We start from the raw sequence: 15,481 nt of genomic DNA, 5'->3' as shown, positions 1-15,481 counted from the left end.
GCGAGCTTGCTCGCGAACTACACGGCACGCTGCGGCACTCCCCTGCAGGAGCGCGCCATGCGCGCGATCGCGGGCATGGCCCGCTCCTACAACAGCGTCATGTCTCGCTATCCCGCTCCCACGCATCCTGCAACTCCGCCGCGAATCCGCCAAACCTGCGACATCCTGCCGCAACACCACCCCTAAAACCCGCGTCACGCCTGGATTGTTGCCTCTGAGTACGAAGTCTTGTTGGCGCCTGGATATATGACTCAGGTCAGGCAAATCCTATTATTTCCGTGCTGTTACAGCGCGCGCCGCAACACCACCCAAGACCCATCATCATTCCCCAACGCTTCCCGATGCAGCCATGAGCTGAACGTCACGGACCCGTCACGTCCGGACTCCGGGAACAAGGCAGGTAAATTCATGAAAGCTGTAGTCATCCTGGCCATGCTGGGCTTCTCTTCGCTCGCCCTCGCCGAGCAGGTGAACGCCGCCGACCAGGCGCCAAGCGCGGCCGTGGAGCAGTACACCTACGACATGAAACTGGACGTCGCCCACGTCATCTCGACCACCGACGTATCCAACGAATGCGGCATCGTGCCGGCACGCATGACCTACGACGACTCCAACGGTCAGCGCCACACCGTCGAATACCAGGTGTGGGGCAACGGCTGCTCCGGCGGCTAAGCGATTTGCGCACTCCCGCCGCGGCCCACGCAGCCCCGGCGGGAATGCCAACCCCTCTTTACGGCTGCAGGGCCGCCTTCGCGATATTGCGACTGTGCGCGCCGAAGTGCCGGATCAATTGCAGAATCTGCTCATCCAACGCCTCATCGTGGCGGAACGGTTCCGGTGAGTTCCCCGCGCTGAAATCCCCCGCCGGCGCCTTCTCGTTTTCCAGCCAATGGCCGATCGCCGCATCGAACGCCGCCGCATGGGCATGGGACTCGCTCGCCACGACCTCGCGCAGGTACTGGGTCGAATACGGCGGATAAGTGCCATCCGTGCTGACATCCGCATAGGCCGCCAACAACGGCGACTGCCCACCCAGGCGCAGCGTCTCGCGCAGCCAGTCCACCTGATAACGCTCCACCCCCGTATGCCGGTCCGCCACGCGCTGGATCGCCGCCTGCTTGTCGGCATCGAAACCGGCGATGGACTTGCCCGCCGTCCACAGCATGCTGGTGGTGGTCTCGCCCGGCAGCGGCGTCGAGTGGTAGGGCTGGGTCATGTCCTGGATGTAGTGCATCGCCCAGCCGAGGAAACGGTAGCCCCAGTACGGATGGCCCTTGTCGAAGGCGAAGCGCGCCAGGCCGTAGAACTGGTAGGCACGCCACTCCGGCCAGTTGCGCTCCAGGTACGGTGCACCGGCGTAGATGACCGCGTCCTCGTGGTAGAAGCCCATGTGGAACGGCGCCTGGGAGCTGAACTCGTAACGCGGGTCGCCGAACGGCTGGGTGCCGAAACCGTAACGCTGGCCGGCCTCGCCGGGGTTGTCGCTGAACAGGTTGATGTCGTGGCCGAAGTCCGGCTCATCGGCAGCGCTGGCCAGCACGTCCAGCGCAGGAATCTTCTCTCCCGCCTGCAACTGCACGAAGCGCCACTGGTTCCAGCCCGACAGGTTGCGGAACACCAGCACGTCCGCCGGCTGCAGGGCCGCATGCTTCTGCAACAAATCGCTCGGCGGCTCGCCCCCCGGCGGCGGCTGCACGGCGGTGGCCAGCTTGATCTCGGGGTTCAAGCGCAGCGCCATGAGGAAGGCCTTGCGCAGGTCGTCGCGACCGTCCTCGGTCAGGCGCAGATCGTCCGGGCGCGGCGGGTACTGGCGGAAGTGCTCGCGCGCATAGGCCTCCTGCTCGTCCAGCAACTGCACCAGGCCGGCGCGCTGCTGGCTGACGAAGCTTTCCAGCGGCTCGACCTCGACGTCCGGCGCCTGGGCGAGCGCTGGCAGTTGTTGCAGGGCGATGTAGCTGCCCAGGGTGTGATTGGACCAGGCCCAGAGGCTTTGCGGCAGGGCCAGCAGGCCCGCCAGCAGGCAGGTGGGCAGACAGATGGAAAGTCGCTTCATCGGCTCTTCGCTCTTATTTGCCAGTGCAGTTATTTGCTAGTGCAATGCGGAAAATTCCGACGCAGCCTAACAATCCAGAGCCACTCCGGCACTGTCGAAGCTTGCCAGCGCGAGTCACCGATAACGCCATCGCTGACCATCATCAATGGCACGAACCGTCCCAGCCACTACACTTGCCCGGCATGGAAAGGCACCGGTTGCGCGCGCGTGCCGGCCACTCGAAATAAGGGCGTCCCCATGCTGCAGTCCGTTTCACCCAAGCAAGACCTTCCCCTCAAGCCCGATCCAGCCGAACCCCGCAGCGGCGTCCTCGCCCCCTTCAGCATCGCCGCGTTCCGCATCATCTGGATCTGCAACCTGTTCGCCAACCTGGGCACCTGGGCGCAATCGGTTGCCGCCGCCTGGGTGGTCACGGAGGCCCATGCCAGCCCGCTGATGGTGGCGATGATCCAGGTCGCCTCGGCGCTGCCGCTGGTGCTGTTGTCGATCATGTCCGGCGTGCTGGCCGACAACCACGACCGGCGCAAGATCATGCTGGTCGGCCTCACGGTAGAGCTTTCCGGCGCCGCCCTGGTAACCGTTCTGGCGTTCATGGGCTACCTCGACCCACTGATGCTGATCGTGTCGATCCTCTGGCTGTCGCTGGGCAGCTCGATCACCATCCCCGCGTGGCAGGCGGCAGTGAACGAACAGGTGCCGCCGCGCATGCTCGGCGATGCGGTGCTGCTCAACAGCGTCAACTACAACGTCGCCCGCGCCGTCGGCCCGGCCATCGGCGGCCTGCTGCTGTCGGCCACCGGGGCTTCCTGGGTATTCCTGTTCAACTGCCTCTGCTACGCCGCGCTGATCTGGGCGATCTGGCAATGGCGCCGCGACGTGCCCAAGCGCACGCTGCCGCCGGAGCACATCTTCGAAGGGGTGATCGCCGCGCTGCGCTTCACCCAGTACTCCAGCGTCACCCGCCTGGTGATGCTGCGTTCGGCGGTCTTCGGCCTGTCGGCCAGCGCCGTCTGGGCGCTGTTGCCGCTGCTGGCGCACCGCAACCCGGACGGCAGCGCCTCGGTGTACGGCTACATGCTCGGCGCCCTGGGTCTGGGCGCCATCGTCGCCAGCACCATGGTGAGCAAGGCGCGGCAGTGGCTGGGCAGCAGCCGGTTGATCAGCTTCGCCGCCGCTACGCTCGCCGTGGTCATGCTCATCCTCGGCTGGGTCGACAACCTCTGGGTGATCTTCCCCGCGCTGGTGCTGGGCGGCGCCTGCTGGATCGCGGCAGTGGCCACGTACAACTCCGCCGTGCAGATCCTCGTGCCCGACTGGGTCAAGGCCCGCGCCCTGGCGCTGTACCAGACCGCGATCTACGGCGGCCTGGCAGCAGGCTCCTTCCTCTGGGGGCATTTCGCCGAAACCATGGGCGTGCAGGGCGCGCTGATCGCCGCCGGCTGCCTGCTGCTGGTTTCGGTGGCGCTGCTCTACAACTCCCGGCTGCCGGAGCTCGATTCGACCAGCATTGCCCGCGCACCGGGCGGCGTGCCAGGACAGCCGACTTTCGTGTTCAACCCCGAGCGCGGCTCGGTGCTGGTCTCCATCGAGTATCGGATTCCCGCCGAGCGCACCCGTGACTTCGTCCGCTCCGCCAAACCCCTGCGTCGCCTGCGCCTGCGCAACGGCGCGGAGCGCTGGGCGCTGTACCGGGACGTCAGCAACCCTGAGGTCTGGCAGGAGCTGTTTCTGGTGGACAACTGGATCGGCCACCTGCGCATGCTCGATCGCCTGACCCTGGAGGACAAGACCATCATCGACAACGTCACCAGCCTGCACGTGGGCGACGCGCCGCCGGTGATCCGCCACGGGGTGAGCTACGAGTCGGGCAGCTATGAGCCGCCGCCGGAGACGCTGGGCTAGCGGCGCACAAACAAAAACGCCTCCCGGTCAGGGGAGGCGTTTGGGGTGACGCGAAAGACTTATTCCGCAGCAGGCTTCTTGCGCTTGAGCGGCGCCAGGCCGTCCTGGCTCACGACCTTGGACGGGCCAGCCTTGCGCTTGGCAGCGGGCTTCTTCTTCGCCGCCGCCTTGCCACCGGCCTTCTTCGCATCGTCCTTTTTCTTCTTGGTGCCAGCGGCCTTGCCGGAAGCCTTGACCTTCTTCGGCCCCTTGTAGGTGGCCTTCAGCTCATTGATGACACGCAGTTCGAAGCGCAGCTTGAGGTAGCGCTCGATGCTCGACATCAGGTTCCAGTCGCCATGGCCCACCAGCGAGATCGCCGCACCCGCGGCGCCTGCACGCCCGGTACGGCCGATGCGGTGCACGTACTCATCGCCGCGACGCGGGATGTCGAAGTTGATCACCAGGTCCAGGCCGTCGACGTCCAGACCGCGTGCGGCCACGTCGGTGGCGACGAGGATCTTCACCGCACCCTGCTTCAGGCGCTCGATGGCCAGCTTGCGATCCTTCTGGTCCTTCTCGCCGTGCAGCACGAAGACCTTGTGGCCAGCGGCGATCAGGCGGCCGGTCAGACGGTCGGCGGCAACACGGGTGTTGGTGAAGACGATGGCCTTCTCGTAGGTCTCGTTGGTCAGCAACCACTGCAGCAGCTGCTCCTTGTGGCCAACGTGGTCGGTCAGGATCACCTGCTGGCTGACGTCCTCGTTCAGCTCGCTGACGCGGTTGAGTTGCAGGACCTGAGGCTCGCGCAGGACCTTCTCGACCATCTCGTGCAGGCCGCTGCCGCTGGTGGCGGAGAACAGCAGGGTCTGGCGCTCGGTCGGGCACTGTGCGGCGAGCTTGAGCACGTCCTCGGAGAAGCCCATGTCGAGCATGCGGTCGGCTTCGTCGAGGATCAGCACTTCAACGTCGCCCAGCGGCAGGTTGCCGGCGTTGAACTGCTCGTTCAGGCGACCCGGGGTGCCGATGATGATCTCCGGGTTCTTGCGCAGACGCGCACCCTGCACCTTGAAGTCCTCGCCGCCGGTGATCAGGCAGGCCTTGATGTAGGTGAACTGGGCGAAGCGCTCGACTTCCTTGAGGGTCTGCTGGGCCAGCTCGCGGGTCGGCAGCAGGATCAGCGCGCGGGCCCCGCTCTTGGGCTTCTCCTCGGCGAGCAGGCGATGCAGCAGCGGCAGCAGGAAGGCGGCGGTCTTGCCGCTGCCGGTCTGCGCCGTCACCCGCAGGTCGCGTCCCTCCAGGGCCTTCGGAATGGCCGCGGCCTGGACCGGGGTCGGCTCGGTGAAGGACAACGAATCGAGCGCCTTGAGCAGGCGTTCGTGGAGGGCGAATTGGGAGAACAAGGCAGACCTCGATATCACGTAAAGACCAAATAGCTGCATAGCTTAATGTTTGCCGAGCCGGCGCGCTGGAATTATTGCCGATGGCCCCTGTGCGCGACCCGCCGCGTCAATAACCCGACAAACGTACCGGCGCCCCGCCTAAGGCGATGCCATGCTCTGATGGGCCTGACAAAAAGGAGAATACAGGTGCCATCGACTCTCATTTATTACGTGGCGGCCAGCCTCGACGGCTACATCGCTCGTCCCGACGGCAGCGTGGACTGGCTCGAAGGCTACGGCAGCGAAGCCGACGACCACGGCTACAACGCCTTCTATGCCGGCATCGACGGGCTGCTCATGGGTCGCGCCACCTACCTTTTCTGCCTGAAGCAGGACCAATGGCCCTACCCGGACAAGCCCGCGCTGGTCATGACCCGCTCCAACCATCTGCCCAAGGCCGCGCCGCAGGTGGAACTGGAGCACTACACACCAGTGGACGCGCTCGCCTCACTGGAGGCGCGCGGCTGCGAGCGCATCTGGCTGGTGGGCGGCGGCAGCCTGGCGGGCAATTTCCTCGCCGCAGGCTTGCTGGACGAAGTGATCGTCAGCATCATTCCGCACCTGCTCGGCGCTGGCATTCCCCTGTTCAGCATCGGCCTCGAGCAACGCCTGCAGCTGCTGGAGCAGCGCAGCTTCCCCAGCGGCATCGTGCAGATGCGCTATCAAGTTCTGAAGGAAACGCCCTCGCCATGACCATTCATATCGCCGCCGCCTGCCTGCTGGATGAAGCCGGACGCCTGCTGCTGGTACGCAAGCGTGGCACCCAGGCCTTCATGCTGCCTGGCGGCAAGCACGAGCCCGGCGAGACTTCAGTCCAGGCGCTGCTGCGCGAACTGGGCGAAGAGCTCGACCTGCACCTGGCGGCCTCCGCACTGACGCCGCTCGGCCACTTCCAGGCCAATGCCGCCAACGAGCCGGACATGCGCGTGGACGCGCAGGTCTACCTCGCCGCCCTGCCCCACCCAGTCCAGCCCGCCGCCGAGCTGGAAGAGCTCGCCTGGCTGGACCCAGCCGGCGACTACCCGCACAACCTCGCCCCGCTGCTGCGCGAGCAGGTGCTTCCCGCTCTGCTTGCCCATCTGGGCTGATTCGTTCAGCTCAAATACCTGCATTTCGTCGGGTTTTTCCTTAAGAAGCCTTAAGCGACTGGCTTCTGGCTAGTACCCCGCCAGTTTTCTGCCGCCAGGCGGAAAGCCCCGTTTTATAGGGCTTCCGGCTATAAGGTCAGGCCATGACTGATGCGTCGGAGCACATGTCACGCAGCGCCCTGCAAGTCACAAGGGAAAAGTCAGAATCGACAGACGGTACGAACTGTCATGAAAAGTCGTTCAGAATGCGTGGAATTTTTGAGCGGACCAAAGGAAACCACGCCGACAACAATGGCGATCCAGCGGAGTCTGGGCGATATCAACCAGCAAGAAGACATGCCGAATGCGAAGTACCCTTTTGACATGCCTTTCCATAGGCTTGGCGACCTTTTTGGCCGCTACCGAGGCTACCGCCTCCTACAAGATCACGCGCACCTATCAACCCGCCCCGGTTGATCTCCGTGTCCCGGTCCAGGGCAGCGCCCTGCTGACCTTCAACGCCAAGCCGGTCAAACAGACCAAGAGCGAGGCGCACCAGGTTACCCAGCGTGCCTACAGCATGATCGGTACGCCTTACCGCTGGGGCGGCACGTCGCCCAAGCGCGGCTTCGATTGCAGCGGCCTGGTGAACTACGTGTTCCAGAACGTCGACGAAGTCGACCTGCCGCGTACCGCGCAGCAGATGTTCAGCATGCGCGGCAACTCCAAAGTGGCGCGTGATGATCTGCAGCCCGGCGACCTGGTGTTCTTCCGCATCCACAACCGCCGCAATGTCGACCATGTCGGCATCTACGTCGGCGACAACCAGTTCGTCCACGCGCCGCGTCGCGGCCAGAAGGTCCGCGTTTCCGACCTCGGTGGCGACTACTGGAAGAAGCACTACACCGCTGCCCGCCGCATCCTGCCGGAAACCCTGGCCAAGGCTGACGTCGGCGGTCGCTTCGACTGACGCCGAGCGCTCTCCCCTTGCGGTAGAGCGCTCGCTCCTCATCTCTCTCCCTGCGCTTACAGGCCGCGACGCGCCTGTCGGCGCAGCAGTCGCGCGCTATCCCAACCGGTCAGCAGCACGGCGATCCAGATCGGCCCGTAGGTCCAGATCTGCGCCGGGTTGAACGCCTCGCCCAGGAACAGCACGGCAATGGCAAACAGCAGCACCGGCTCGACGTAGCTCAGAATCCCGAACAGCCCCATGGGCAGCAGCCGGCTGGCGGCCATCATCGCGCCGAACGCCAGCGCGCTGATCAGTCCCAGCAGCGGCAGCAGCGCCCACAGGCGCGGCACCTCCTCCAGCACCTTGCCGCTATCGGTTATCCACAGGGCCGCCAGGGCGAACGGCAGCAGCACGATCATCTCGAAGACGAAGCCCGACAGCGAATCCACCGCCATCTTGCGGCGCAGCATGAAGTACGGCGGATAGCCCAGCGCAGTGATCAGGGTGAACCAGGAGAATGCGCGGGTCAGCCAGAGTTCGTGCAGCACGCCCGCCAGCGCGAAGGCAACGGCGATGGCCTGCAGCGTGGTCAGGCGTTCGCCGTAGAACACCCGACCGCACAGCACCATGGTCAGCGGCAGCAGGAAATAGCCCAGCGACAGCTCCAGCGTACGCCCGACCATGGGCGCCCAGATGAACACACCCCACTGGATCAGCATCATCGCCGCCGTCAGCGGGAAGCACGCCAGCAGCCACGGTTCACGCAGCAGGCGCCGGCCTGAGTCGCGCAGCACGCCACCCTGGCGGGTGAACAGCACCAGCAGCAGGACCATGGGAATCGACCAGACGACCCGGTGCGCAATCACCTGGATGCTGGTCAGCGGCTCCAGCGAGTGGATGTAACCCGGCAGGGTCACGAACAGCACGGAAGACGCCAGGGACAGCGCTACGCCACGTCCGGATATGTTCATGCGAAGCGCTCCTTCTGACGACGCAGACCGAAACGGTTGACGCCCAGCGACGCGACGATCACCACACCACCCAGCGCCAGGCGCGGCAGGTCGGCGGCTTCGTTCCAGATCAGCAGGTTGATCAGCAGCCCCACCGGTACGTGCAGGTTGTTCATCACCGCGAGCGTACCGGCATCCACCAGCGTGCCGCCCTTGTTCCACCAGAACTGCCCCAGCGCGGTGGCCAGCAGGCCCATCCACACCAGCACGCCCCATTGCAGGTCGGTGGTTGGCAACTTCTGTGGGTTGCCGAAGAGCAGCCAGCCCGGCAGCGCAATCAGCAGCGCGCCAACGAAGAAGTAACCGAAGCGGCGGTATTGCGGGATATCCGAGGGATAGCGCTGCACCAGGTGCTTGTAGAACACCTGCCCCGCGGCAAAAGTCGCGTTGGCCAGTTGCAGCAGCAGGAAGCCCTGGATGTAGTCGCCGCTGACGCCGTCGTAGCGAATGATCCCGGCACCGAACACCGCCACGGCGGCTGCCAGCAGCGCCCAGGCGTTGAAGCGGCGGTTCAGTGTGTCATCGATCAGCGCCACGTGCAGCGGGGTCAGCACAGTGAACAGCAATACTTCCGGCACCGTCAGCACGCGGAAGCTCTGGTACAGGCAGACGTAGGTAATGCCGAACTGCAGCGCGCCCACCAGCATCACCCCGGCGATGAAGCGCGGTTCGACGCCGCGCCAGCGGGTCAGCGGCAGGAACACCAGGCCGGCCAGCACCACGCGGGTCAGCACGGCAAAATAGCTGTCGACCTGCCCGGCAAGGTACTCGCCGATCAGGCTGAAGGAGAACGCCCAGAGGACGGTGACAAATAGCAGGTAAGGCATGGAAAAGGCGACCGGAACGGGGCAGGCAACATAGCGCCAGTCTCAACGTAGAGAAAGCACTGCGCGCCCGCGCCCAAGGAAAGGCAGAAACGAAAAAGGGCGACCGAAGTCGCCCTTTTCCTTGGATGGTGAATCAGGGATTAGCCCTGGTTCTCCATCTGAGCACGGATCAGATCACCGATGGTGGTCGGACCAGTGTTTTCTACGTCTTGCTTGGTGCGCAGTTCTTTCATCGCATCCTTCTCGTCATCAACGTCTTTCGACTTGATGGAGAGGGAGATGACGCGGCTCTTACGGTCGATGCTGATGATCTTGGCTTCGACTTCTTCGCCTTCTTTCAGAACGTTGCGAGCGTCTTCAACGCGGTCACGGCTGATTTCGGAGGCTTTCAGAACGCCTTCGATTTCGCCGCCCAGGCTGATGACAGCGCCTTTGGCATCGACTTCTTTCACGGTGCCGCGAACGATGGTGCCTTTCTCGTTGAGCGAGGCGTAGTTGGAGAACGGATCGTCTTCCAGCTGCTTGATGCCCAGGGAGATGCGCTCACGCTCCGGATCAACGGAGAGGATGACGGTTTCCAGCTCGTCGCCCTTCTTGAAGCGGCGAACGGCTTCTTCGCCAACTTCGTTCCAGGAGATATCGGACAGGTGAACCAGACCGTCGATGCCGCCTTCCAGGCCGATGAAGATACCGAAATCGGTGATCGACTTGATGGTGCCGGAGATCTTGTCGCCCTTGTTGAAGCGGCCAGAGAAGTCTTCCCACGGGTTGGACTTGCACTGCTTGATGCCCAGGGAGATACGACGACGCTCTTCGTCGATGTCCAGAACCTGAACTTCCACTTCGTCGCCAACCTGAACGACTTTCGACGGGTGGATGTTCTTGTTGGTCCAGTCCATTTCGGAGACGTGTACCAGGCCTTCCACGCCCTCTTCCAGCTCGGCGAAGCAGCCGTAGTCGGTGAGGTTGGTGACGCGCGCGGTAACGCGGGTGCCTTCCGGGTAACGGGCTTTGATGGCAACCCATGGGTCTTCGCCCAGTTGCTTCAGGCCCAGGGATACGCGGTTGCGCTCGCGGTCGAACTTCAGAACCTTGACATCGATCTCGTCGCCAACGTTGACGATTTCCGACGGATGCTTGATACGCTTCCAGGCCATGTCGGTGATGTGCAGCAGACCATCGACGCCGCCCAGGTCAACGAACGCACCGTAGTCGGTGAGGTTCTTGACGATACCTTTGACCTGCTGGCCTTCCTGCAGCGATTCCAGCAGAGCTTCGCGCTCGGCGCTGTTTTCGGCTTCCAGGACGCTGCGACGGGAAACGACAACGTTGTTGCGCTTCTGGTCCAGCTTGATGACCTTGAACTCGAGCTCTTTGCCTTCCAGGTGAGTGGTGTCACGCACCGGACGCACGTCGACCAGCGAACCCGGCAGGAACGCACGGATGCCGTTGACGTCGACGGTGAAGCCACCCTTGACCTTGCCGTTGATGACGCCTTTGACCACTTCGTCGGCAGAGAAAGCAGCTTCCAGAACGATCCAGCTCTCGGCACGCTTGGCTTTTTCGCGGGACAGCTTGGTTTCACCAAAGCCATCTTCTACCGCGTCCAGCGCAACGTGGACTTCGTCACCCACATTGATGGTCAGCTCGCCCTGTTCGTTGTAGAACTGCTCGACCGGGATGACGCCCTCGGATTTCAGACCGGCATGGACGGTGACCCAGTCACCATCGATGTCGACCACGATGCCGGTGATGATTGCACCCGGCTGCATGTCGAGGGATTTCAGACTTTCTTCAAAGAGTTCTGCGAAGCTTTCGCTCATGTCTATACCTGTAGTCAAAGGCTTGTAAGCCCGATTCCGCGCCACCAGCAGACACGGTCAAGTGATGAAAAAGAAGCCAGCGGGATCAAGACTGGTATCCCGCCGGCCCCCTGTTGCACCCGCCGAAACGGATGCTCCACATTCAGATTTTAAGGGAACGTTTCGCTCGATATGGGCGAAACCCTCCCGATATAAGGTCTGGAATGGTAGCAACGGATCCCGATTGCGTCAATCGGCGCTCCCGGTTTCCAACGCTCTTCGCGGCTCCAGCCTCACCTCTTCATTTTCGCCCAGCCTCGGGAATTGGGAGAACCGCCCGTCAGATCCCTCCTGCGGACGTCCTTACCCGAAAAGAAAAATCCCCGGCATGGCCGGGGATTTTCGTTTCCCGATCGACTAGTCGGCCAGACCCAGCCGCGATACCTCGGCGAGGATGCTCTCCACCACCTCGTCGATACTCATCGAGGTGGAGTCCACCAGGATGGCGCCTTCGGCAGGCTTGAGCGGGGCGACGGCACGCTGGCTGTCGCGCTCGTCACGGGCGCTGATTTCCTCGGCCAGTTGCGCCTGGTCGCTGTCGATGCCCTTGCCCTTGAGTTGCAGGTAGCGGCGACGGGCGCGTTCCTCGGCGGAAGCGGTGAGGAAAATCTTCAGCGGAGCGTTGGGGAAGACCACGGTGCCCATGTCGCGACCATCGGCCACCAGCCCTGGCGCTTCGAGGAAAGCACGCTGGCGTTGCAGCAGCGCATCGCGGACCGCCGGCAGCGCGGCAACCTGCGAGGCGCCGGCGCCGACCTGCTCGGTACGGATCACGTCGGTGACGTCTTCGCCTTCGAGGATGATGTGCTGGCCCTGCCCGCCCTTGGCGTGGGTGAACTGCACGTCCAGGTGCGCGGCGAGGACCTTGAGGGCTTCCTCATTGGTCAGGTCGATGCCGTGGTTACCGGCGGCGAACGCCAGCAGGCGATACAGTGCACCGGAGTCCAGCAGGTTCCAGCCCAGACGCTTGGCCAGCAGACCAGCGACGGTGCCCTTGCCCGAGCCGCTGGGGCCGTCGATGGCGAGGACCGGCCATTCGCCGTTCATCAGTTCTTCTCCTCGGCGACACGGATGCCTGCACCGGACGCCAGCCCGAGGAAGTTCGGGAAGGAGGTCGCGACGTTGGCACAGTCGTGGATGCGGATCGGCGCGCCGGCGCGCAGGGAGGCCACGCTGAAGGACATGGCGATGCGATGGTCGCCGTGGCTCCAGACTTCGCCGCCGCCGTAGCTGCCGCCGTCGATGATGATGCCGTCCGGGGTCGGCTCGCACTTCACGCCCAGGGCCAGCAGGCCGTCGGCCATGACCTGGATGCGGTCGGACTCCTTCACCCGCAGCTCTTCCGCGCCGCGCAGCACGGTTCGGCCTTCCGCGTTGGCGGCGGCAACGAAGAGTACCGGGAATTCGTCGATAGCCAGCGGCACCAGGTCTTCGGGGATATCGATGCCTTTAAGCTGCGCCGAACGCACGCGGATGTCGGCAACCGGCTCGCCGCCCACTTCACGCTGGTTTTCCAGGGTGATGTCGGCGCCCATGAGCTTGAGGATGTCGATGACGCCGGTGCGGGTCGGGTTGATGCCGACGTGCTCCAGGGTCAGGTCGGAACCTTCGGCGATGCTCGCGGCGACCAGGAAGAAGGCCGCCGAGGAAATATCGGCCGGCACTTCGATGGAGGTGGCGCTGAGCTTGTGGCCGGACTCGACGCGGGCGGTGGCGCCTTCGACGTCGACCGGGTAGCCGAAGCCGCGCAGCATGCGCTCGGTATGGTCGCGGGTCGGGGCCGGCTCGGTGGTGGAGGTTTCGCCAGCGGCATAGAGGCCGGCGAGCAGCAGGCAGGACTTCACCTGGGCGCTGGCCATCGGCATGTCGTAGTGCATGCCGGTGAGTTTCTGGCCGCCACGGATGGTCAGCGGCGGACGGCCTTCGGGGCCGGTCTCGATCACCGCCCCCATTTCACGCAGCGGTTTGGCGACGCGGTTCATCGGGCGCTTGGACAGCGAGGCATCACCGGTCAGGGTGGTGTCGAACGGCTGGGCGGCGAGCAGGCCACTGAGCAGACGCATCGAGGTGCCGGAGTTGCCCAGGTAGATCGGGCCAGGCGGAGTCTTCAGGCCGTGCAGGCCAACGCCGTGAACGGTCACGCGGCCGTGGTGCGGGCCTTCGATGACCACGCCCATGTCGCGGAACGCCTGGATGGTGGCGAGGGCATCTTCACCCTCGAGGAAGCCTTGCACCTCGGTCGTGCCTTCGGCGAGGGAGCCGAGCATGATCGAGCGGTGGGAAATGGACTTGTCGCCCGGTACGCGAACACGTCCGGAAAGGCGGCCACCCGGCTGGGCCAGGAAAATCAGGTCATTGTTGTGCATGGCGTCCACATAGGCCCGACGGGCCAGGATTTTGCTGAAATGCTCGCGGGCAACGCGGGCGCGGGTAAAGACGCCCATCAGTTGTTGCCCGTCCCCTTTGTCGACGGCCTCGCACAGATCATCGAGGTCGTCACGGAATACGTCGAGGATGCGCAGCACCGCCTCGCGGTTGGCGAGGAAGATGTCGTGCCACATCACCGGGTCGCTGCCGGCAATCCGCGTGAAGTCGCGGAAGCCGCCAGCGGCGTAGCGGAAGATTTCCAGATTCTCGCTGCGTTTGGCCAGCGAGTCGACCAGCGTGAAAGCCAGCAGGTGCGGCAGGTGGCTGGTGGCAGCGAGGACTTCGTCGTGGTGCTCGACGGCCATCTGCTCGACATCCGCACCCAGCTCGCGCCAGAGGCTCTCGACGCACTGGATCGCGTCCGCGTCGGCATTATCCAGTGGAGTGAGGATGACTTTATGACGGCGGAACAGTTTCGCGTTGGCCGCCTCCACCCCGCTCTGCTCGGAACCGGCGATGGGATGGCCAGGGACGAAGCGCGCCGGCATGCCACCGAACACTGCTTTCGCGGCGCGCACCACGTTGCCCTTGGCGCTGCCGACGTCGGTAAGAATCGCGTTGCCGATGTCGAGGCCCGCGAGTTCGCCGAGGACCTTCTCCATGGCCAGGATCGGCACGGCGAGCTGGATCACGTCGGCGTCGCGGCAACCGACGGCAAGGCTTTCCTCGCAGCGATCAACCACGCCCAGCTCCACCGCCAGGCGACGGGTCTGCGGGTCACGGTCGACACCGACCACTTCCTCGAACAGGCCTTTCTCGCGGATACCCTTGGCGAAGGAGCCACCGATCAGGCCGAGCCCCACCACCACCAGGCGGCGCAGCTTGTGCGACTGGACATCAGGCACGGGCGAGCACCTTGGCCAGCGCGTCAAGGAAGCGGGCGTTCTCGGTCGGCAGGCCGATGGAGATGCGCAGGTGCTGCGGCATGCCGTAGCCGCCCACCGGACGGACGATCACGCCCTCGGCGAGCAGGGCCTGGTAGACCGGGCCCGCATCGCGCTTGAGGTCCACGGCGATGAAGTTGCCCTTGGAGGGGATCCATTGCAGGTCCAGCGCGCGCAGGCCGCTTTCCAGCTGAGCCATGCCTTCGTCGTTGATGCGCTTGCCTTCGGCCAGGTACTGCGCATCATCCAGCGCGGCGCAGGCGGCGGCCAGGGCCAGGCTGTTGACGTTGAACGGCTGGCGCACGCGGTTGAGCACGTCGGCGACCTGCGCCGAGGAGATCGCGTAGCCGACGCGCAACGACGCCAGGCCGTAGGCCTTGGAGAAGGTGCGCGAGACCAGCAGGTTCGGGTAGCGGGCCAGGTACTTCAGGCCGTCCGGCAGCTCTTCGCCTTCGGCATATTCGATGTAGGCCTCGTCGAGCACCACCAGGACGCTTTCCGGAACCTGCGACAGGAAGCGCTCCAGCGCGTCCGGGCCGAACCAGGTACCGGTGGGGTTGTTCGGGTTGGCGATGAAGACCACGCGGGTGTTGGCGTCGATGGCCGCCAGCATGGCTTCCAGGTCATGGCCCCAATCTTTCGCCGGCACGACCTTGCCCTGGGCACCGACGGCCTGGGTGGAGATCGGGTAGACGGCGAAGGCGTACTGGCTGAACACGGCGTTCAGGCCGGGCGCGAGGTAAGCGCGGGCCACCAGGTCGAGGATGTCGTTGGAGCCGTTGCCCAGGGTGACCTGCGCAGTCTCTACGCCGCAGCGAGCGGCGAGGCGGGACTTCAGCTCGAAGCCGTTACCGTCGGGATAGCGGGTCAGTTCGGCGAGTTCGGCACGGATGGCCTCGAGAACCTTCGGGCTCGGGCCCAGCGGATTCTCGTTGCTGGCCAGCTTGACGATGCCGGCGGGGTCGAGCTTCAGCTCGCGGGCCAGTTCATCGACCGGCTTGCCGGGGACGTAGGGGGAAAGCTTCTGCACGCCCGGTTGGGCCAGGGCAAGGAAATCACAGCTCATGAACATCTCT

13 protein-coding genes are annotated in these 15,481 nt (G+C 64.5%); 5 read left to right on the top strand and 8 right to left on the bottom strand.

The features are described 5' to 3' along the window. Positions 1-408 precede the first annotated feature (408 nt). Positions 409-672, top strand: coding sequence for a DUF2790 domain-containing protein (locus IB273_RS21255; protein ID WP_081517959.1), 264 nt, complete (start codon positions 409-411; stop codon positions 670-672). A gap of 58 nt (positions 673-730) precedes the next feature. Here IB273_RS21255 and IB273_RS21250 read toward each other — a convergent pair whose 3' ends face one another. Continuing rightward, the gene (locus IB273_RS21250) at positions 731-2,053 is read right to left on the bottom strand and encodes a phospholipase (protein WP_192224953.1); all 1,323 of its coding nucleotides are present in this window, start codon (positions 2,051-2,053) and stop codon (positions 731-733) included. Between the two features lie 237 nt (positions 2,054-2,290). On the opposite strand from IB273_RS21250, the gene IB273_RS21245 reads away from it, so the two are divergent. Then, positions 2,291-3,955, top strand: coding sequence for an MFS transporter (locus IB273_RS21245; RefSeq protein WP_081517957.1), 1,665 nt, complete (start codon positions 2,291-2,293; stop codon positions 3,953-3,955). 59 nt (positions 3,956-4,014) lie between these two features. Here the strand turns inward: IB273_RS21245 and IB273_RS21240 are convergent, their stop codons facing one another. Then, positions 4,015-5,352 (bottom strand): DEAD/DEAH box helicase, encoded by a 1,338-nt coding sequence (locus tag IB273_RS21240; RefSeq protein WP_192225058.1) that lies wholly within the window; start codon positions 5,350-5,352, stop codon positions 4,015-4,017. Between the two features lie 171 nt (positions 5,353-5,523). On the opposite strand from IB273_RS21240, the gene IB273_RS21235 reads away from it, so the two are divergent. The 3 genes from IB273_RS21235 (at position 5,524) to IB273_RS21225 (ending at position 7,413) form a co-directional block, all read left to right on the top strand. Continuing rightward, the gene (locus IB273_RS21235) at positions 5,524-6,069 is read left to right on the top strand and encodes a dihydrofolate reductase family protein (protein WP_192224952.1); all 546 of its coding nucleotides are present in this window, start codon (positions 5,524-5,526) and stop codon (positions 6,067-6,069) included. Beyond that, on the top strand, positions 6,066-6,464 hold the full coding sequence (locus tag IB273_RS21230) for an NUDIX hydrolase (RefSeq protein ID WP_081517954.1): 399 nt from the start codon (positions 6,066-6,068) through the stop codon (positions 6,462-6,464). The genes IB273_RS21235 and IB273_RS21230 overlap by 4 nt, the downstream gene beginning before the upstream one ends. 343 nt (positions 6,465-6,807) lie before the next feature. Then, positions 6,808-7,413: a C40 family peptidase gene (locus IB273_RS21225; RefSeq protein WP_081517953.1), complete on the top strand. Its 606-nt coding sequence runs from the start codon at positions 6,808-6,810 to the stop codon at positions 7,411-7,413. Positions 7,414-7,469: 56 nt separating this feature from the next. Here the strand turns inward: IB273_RS21225 and rarD are convergent, their stop codons facing one another. The 6 genes from rarD to hisC form a co-directional block, all read right to left on the bottom strand. After that, on the bottom strand, positions 7,470-8,366 hold the full coding sequence (gene rarD / locus IB273_RS21220; protein WP_192224951.1) for an EamA family transporter RarD: 897 nt from the start codon (positions 8,364-8,366) through the stop codon (positions 7,470-7,472). Further along, the gene (locus tag IB273_RS21215; protein ID WP_192224950.1) at positions 8,363-9,232 is read right to left on the bottom strand and encodes a carboxylate/amino acid/amine transporter; all 870 of its coding nucleotides are present in this window, start codon (positions 9,230-9,232) and stop codon (positions 8,363-8,365) included. Before IB273_RS21215 ends, rarD begins: the two co-directional genes overlap by 4 nt. A gap of 140 nt (positions 9,233-9,372) precedes the next feature. After that, positions 9,373-11,055, bottom strand: a complete 1,683-nt coding sequence (gene rpsA / locus IB273_RS21210; RefSeq protein ID WP_017517968.1) for a 30S ribosomal protein S1 — start codon at positions 11,053-11,055, stop codon at positions 9,373-9,375. Positions 11,056-11,451: 396 nt separating this feature from the next. Then, positions 11,452-12,141: a (d)CMP kinase gene (gene cmk, locus IB273_RS21205; RefSeq protein ID WP_192224949.1), complete on the bottom strand. Its 690-nt coding sequence runs from the start codon at positions 12,139-12,141 to the stop codon at positions 11,452-11,454. Beyond that, positions 12,141-14,366 carry a bifunctional prephenate dehydrogenase/3-phosphoshikimate 1-carboxyvinyltransferase gene (locus IB273_RS21200; protein WP_192224948.1) on the bottom strand — a complete coding sequence of 742 codons (2,226 nt, stop codon included), beginning with the start codon at positions 14,364-14,366 and terminating at the stop codon, positions 12,141-12,143. Before IB273_RS21200 ends, cmk begins: the two co-directional genes overlap by 1 nt. Beyond that, on the bottom strand, positions 14,359-15,471 hold the full coding sequence (gene hisC / locus IB273_RS21195; protein WP_081517948.1) for a histidinol-phosphate transaminase: 1,113 nt from the start codon (positions 15,469-15,471) through the stop codon (positions 14,359-14,361). The genes IB273_RS21200 and hisC overlap by 8 nt, the downstream gene beginning before the upstream one ends. Positions 15,472-15,481 lie beyond the last annotated feature (10 nt).

It is taken from the genome of Pseudomonas sp. PDM19 (assembly GCF_014852215.1).
Lineage (GTDB): Bacteria > Pseudomonadota > Gammaproteobacteria > Pseudomonadales > Pseudomonadaceae > Pseudomonas.
This window is presented reverse-complemented; position numbering and strand designations above follow the sequence as displayed.

What these genes read in the sequence shown, in the direction of transcription:
- IB273_RS21215 (WP_192224950.1), bottom strand. Translation starts at nt 9,232, where the DNA reads ATGCCTTACCTGCTATTTGTCACCGTCCTCTGGGCGTTCTCCTTCAGC.
- IB273_RS21230 (WP_081517954.1), top strand. Translation starts at nt 6,066, where the DNA reads ATGACCATTCATATCGCCGCCGCCTGCCTGCTGGATGAAGCCGGACGC.
- rarD (WP_192224951.1), bottom strand. Translation starts at nt 8,366, where the DNA reads ATGAACATATCCGGACGTGGCGTAGCGCTGTCCCTGGCGTCTTCCGTG.
- IB273_RS21250 (WP_192224953.1), bottom strand. Translation starts at nt 2,053, where the DNA reads ATGAAGCGACTTTCCATCTGTCTGCCCACCTGCCTGCTGGCGGGCCTG.
- cmk (WP_192224949.1), bottom strand. Translation starts at nt 12,141, where the DNA reads ATGAACGGCGAATGGCCGGTCCTCGCCATCGACGGCCCCAGCGGCTCG.
- IB273_RS21225 (WP_081517953.1), top strand. Translation starts at nt 6,808, where the DNA reads ATGCGAAGTACCCTTTTGACATGCCTTTCCATAGGCTTGGCGACCTTT.
- hisC (WP_081517948.1), bottom strand. Translation starts at nt 15,471, where the DNA reads ATGAGCTGTGATTTCCTTGCCCTGGCCCAACCGGGCGTGCAGAAGCTT.
- IB273_RS21245 (WP_081517957.1), top strand. Translation starts at nt 2,291, where the DNA reads ATGCTGCAGTCCGTTTCACCCAAGCAAGACCTTCCCCTCAAGCCCGAT.
- IB273_RS21255 (WP_081517959.1), top strand. Translation starts at nt 409, where the DNA reads ATGAAAGCTGTAGTCATCCTGGCCATGCTGGGCTTCTCTTCGCTCGCC.
- rpsA (WP_017517968.1), bottom strand. Translation starts at nt 11,055, where the DNA reads ATGAGCGAAAGCTTCGCAGAACTCTTTGAAGAAAGTCTGAAATCCCTC.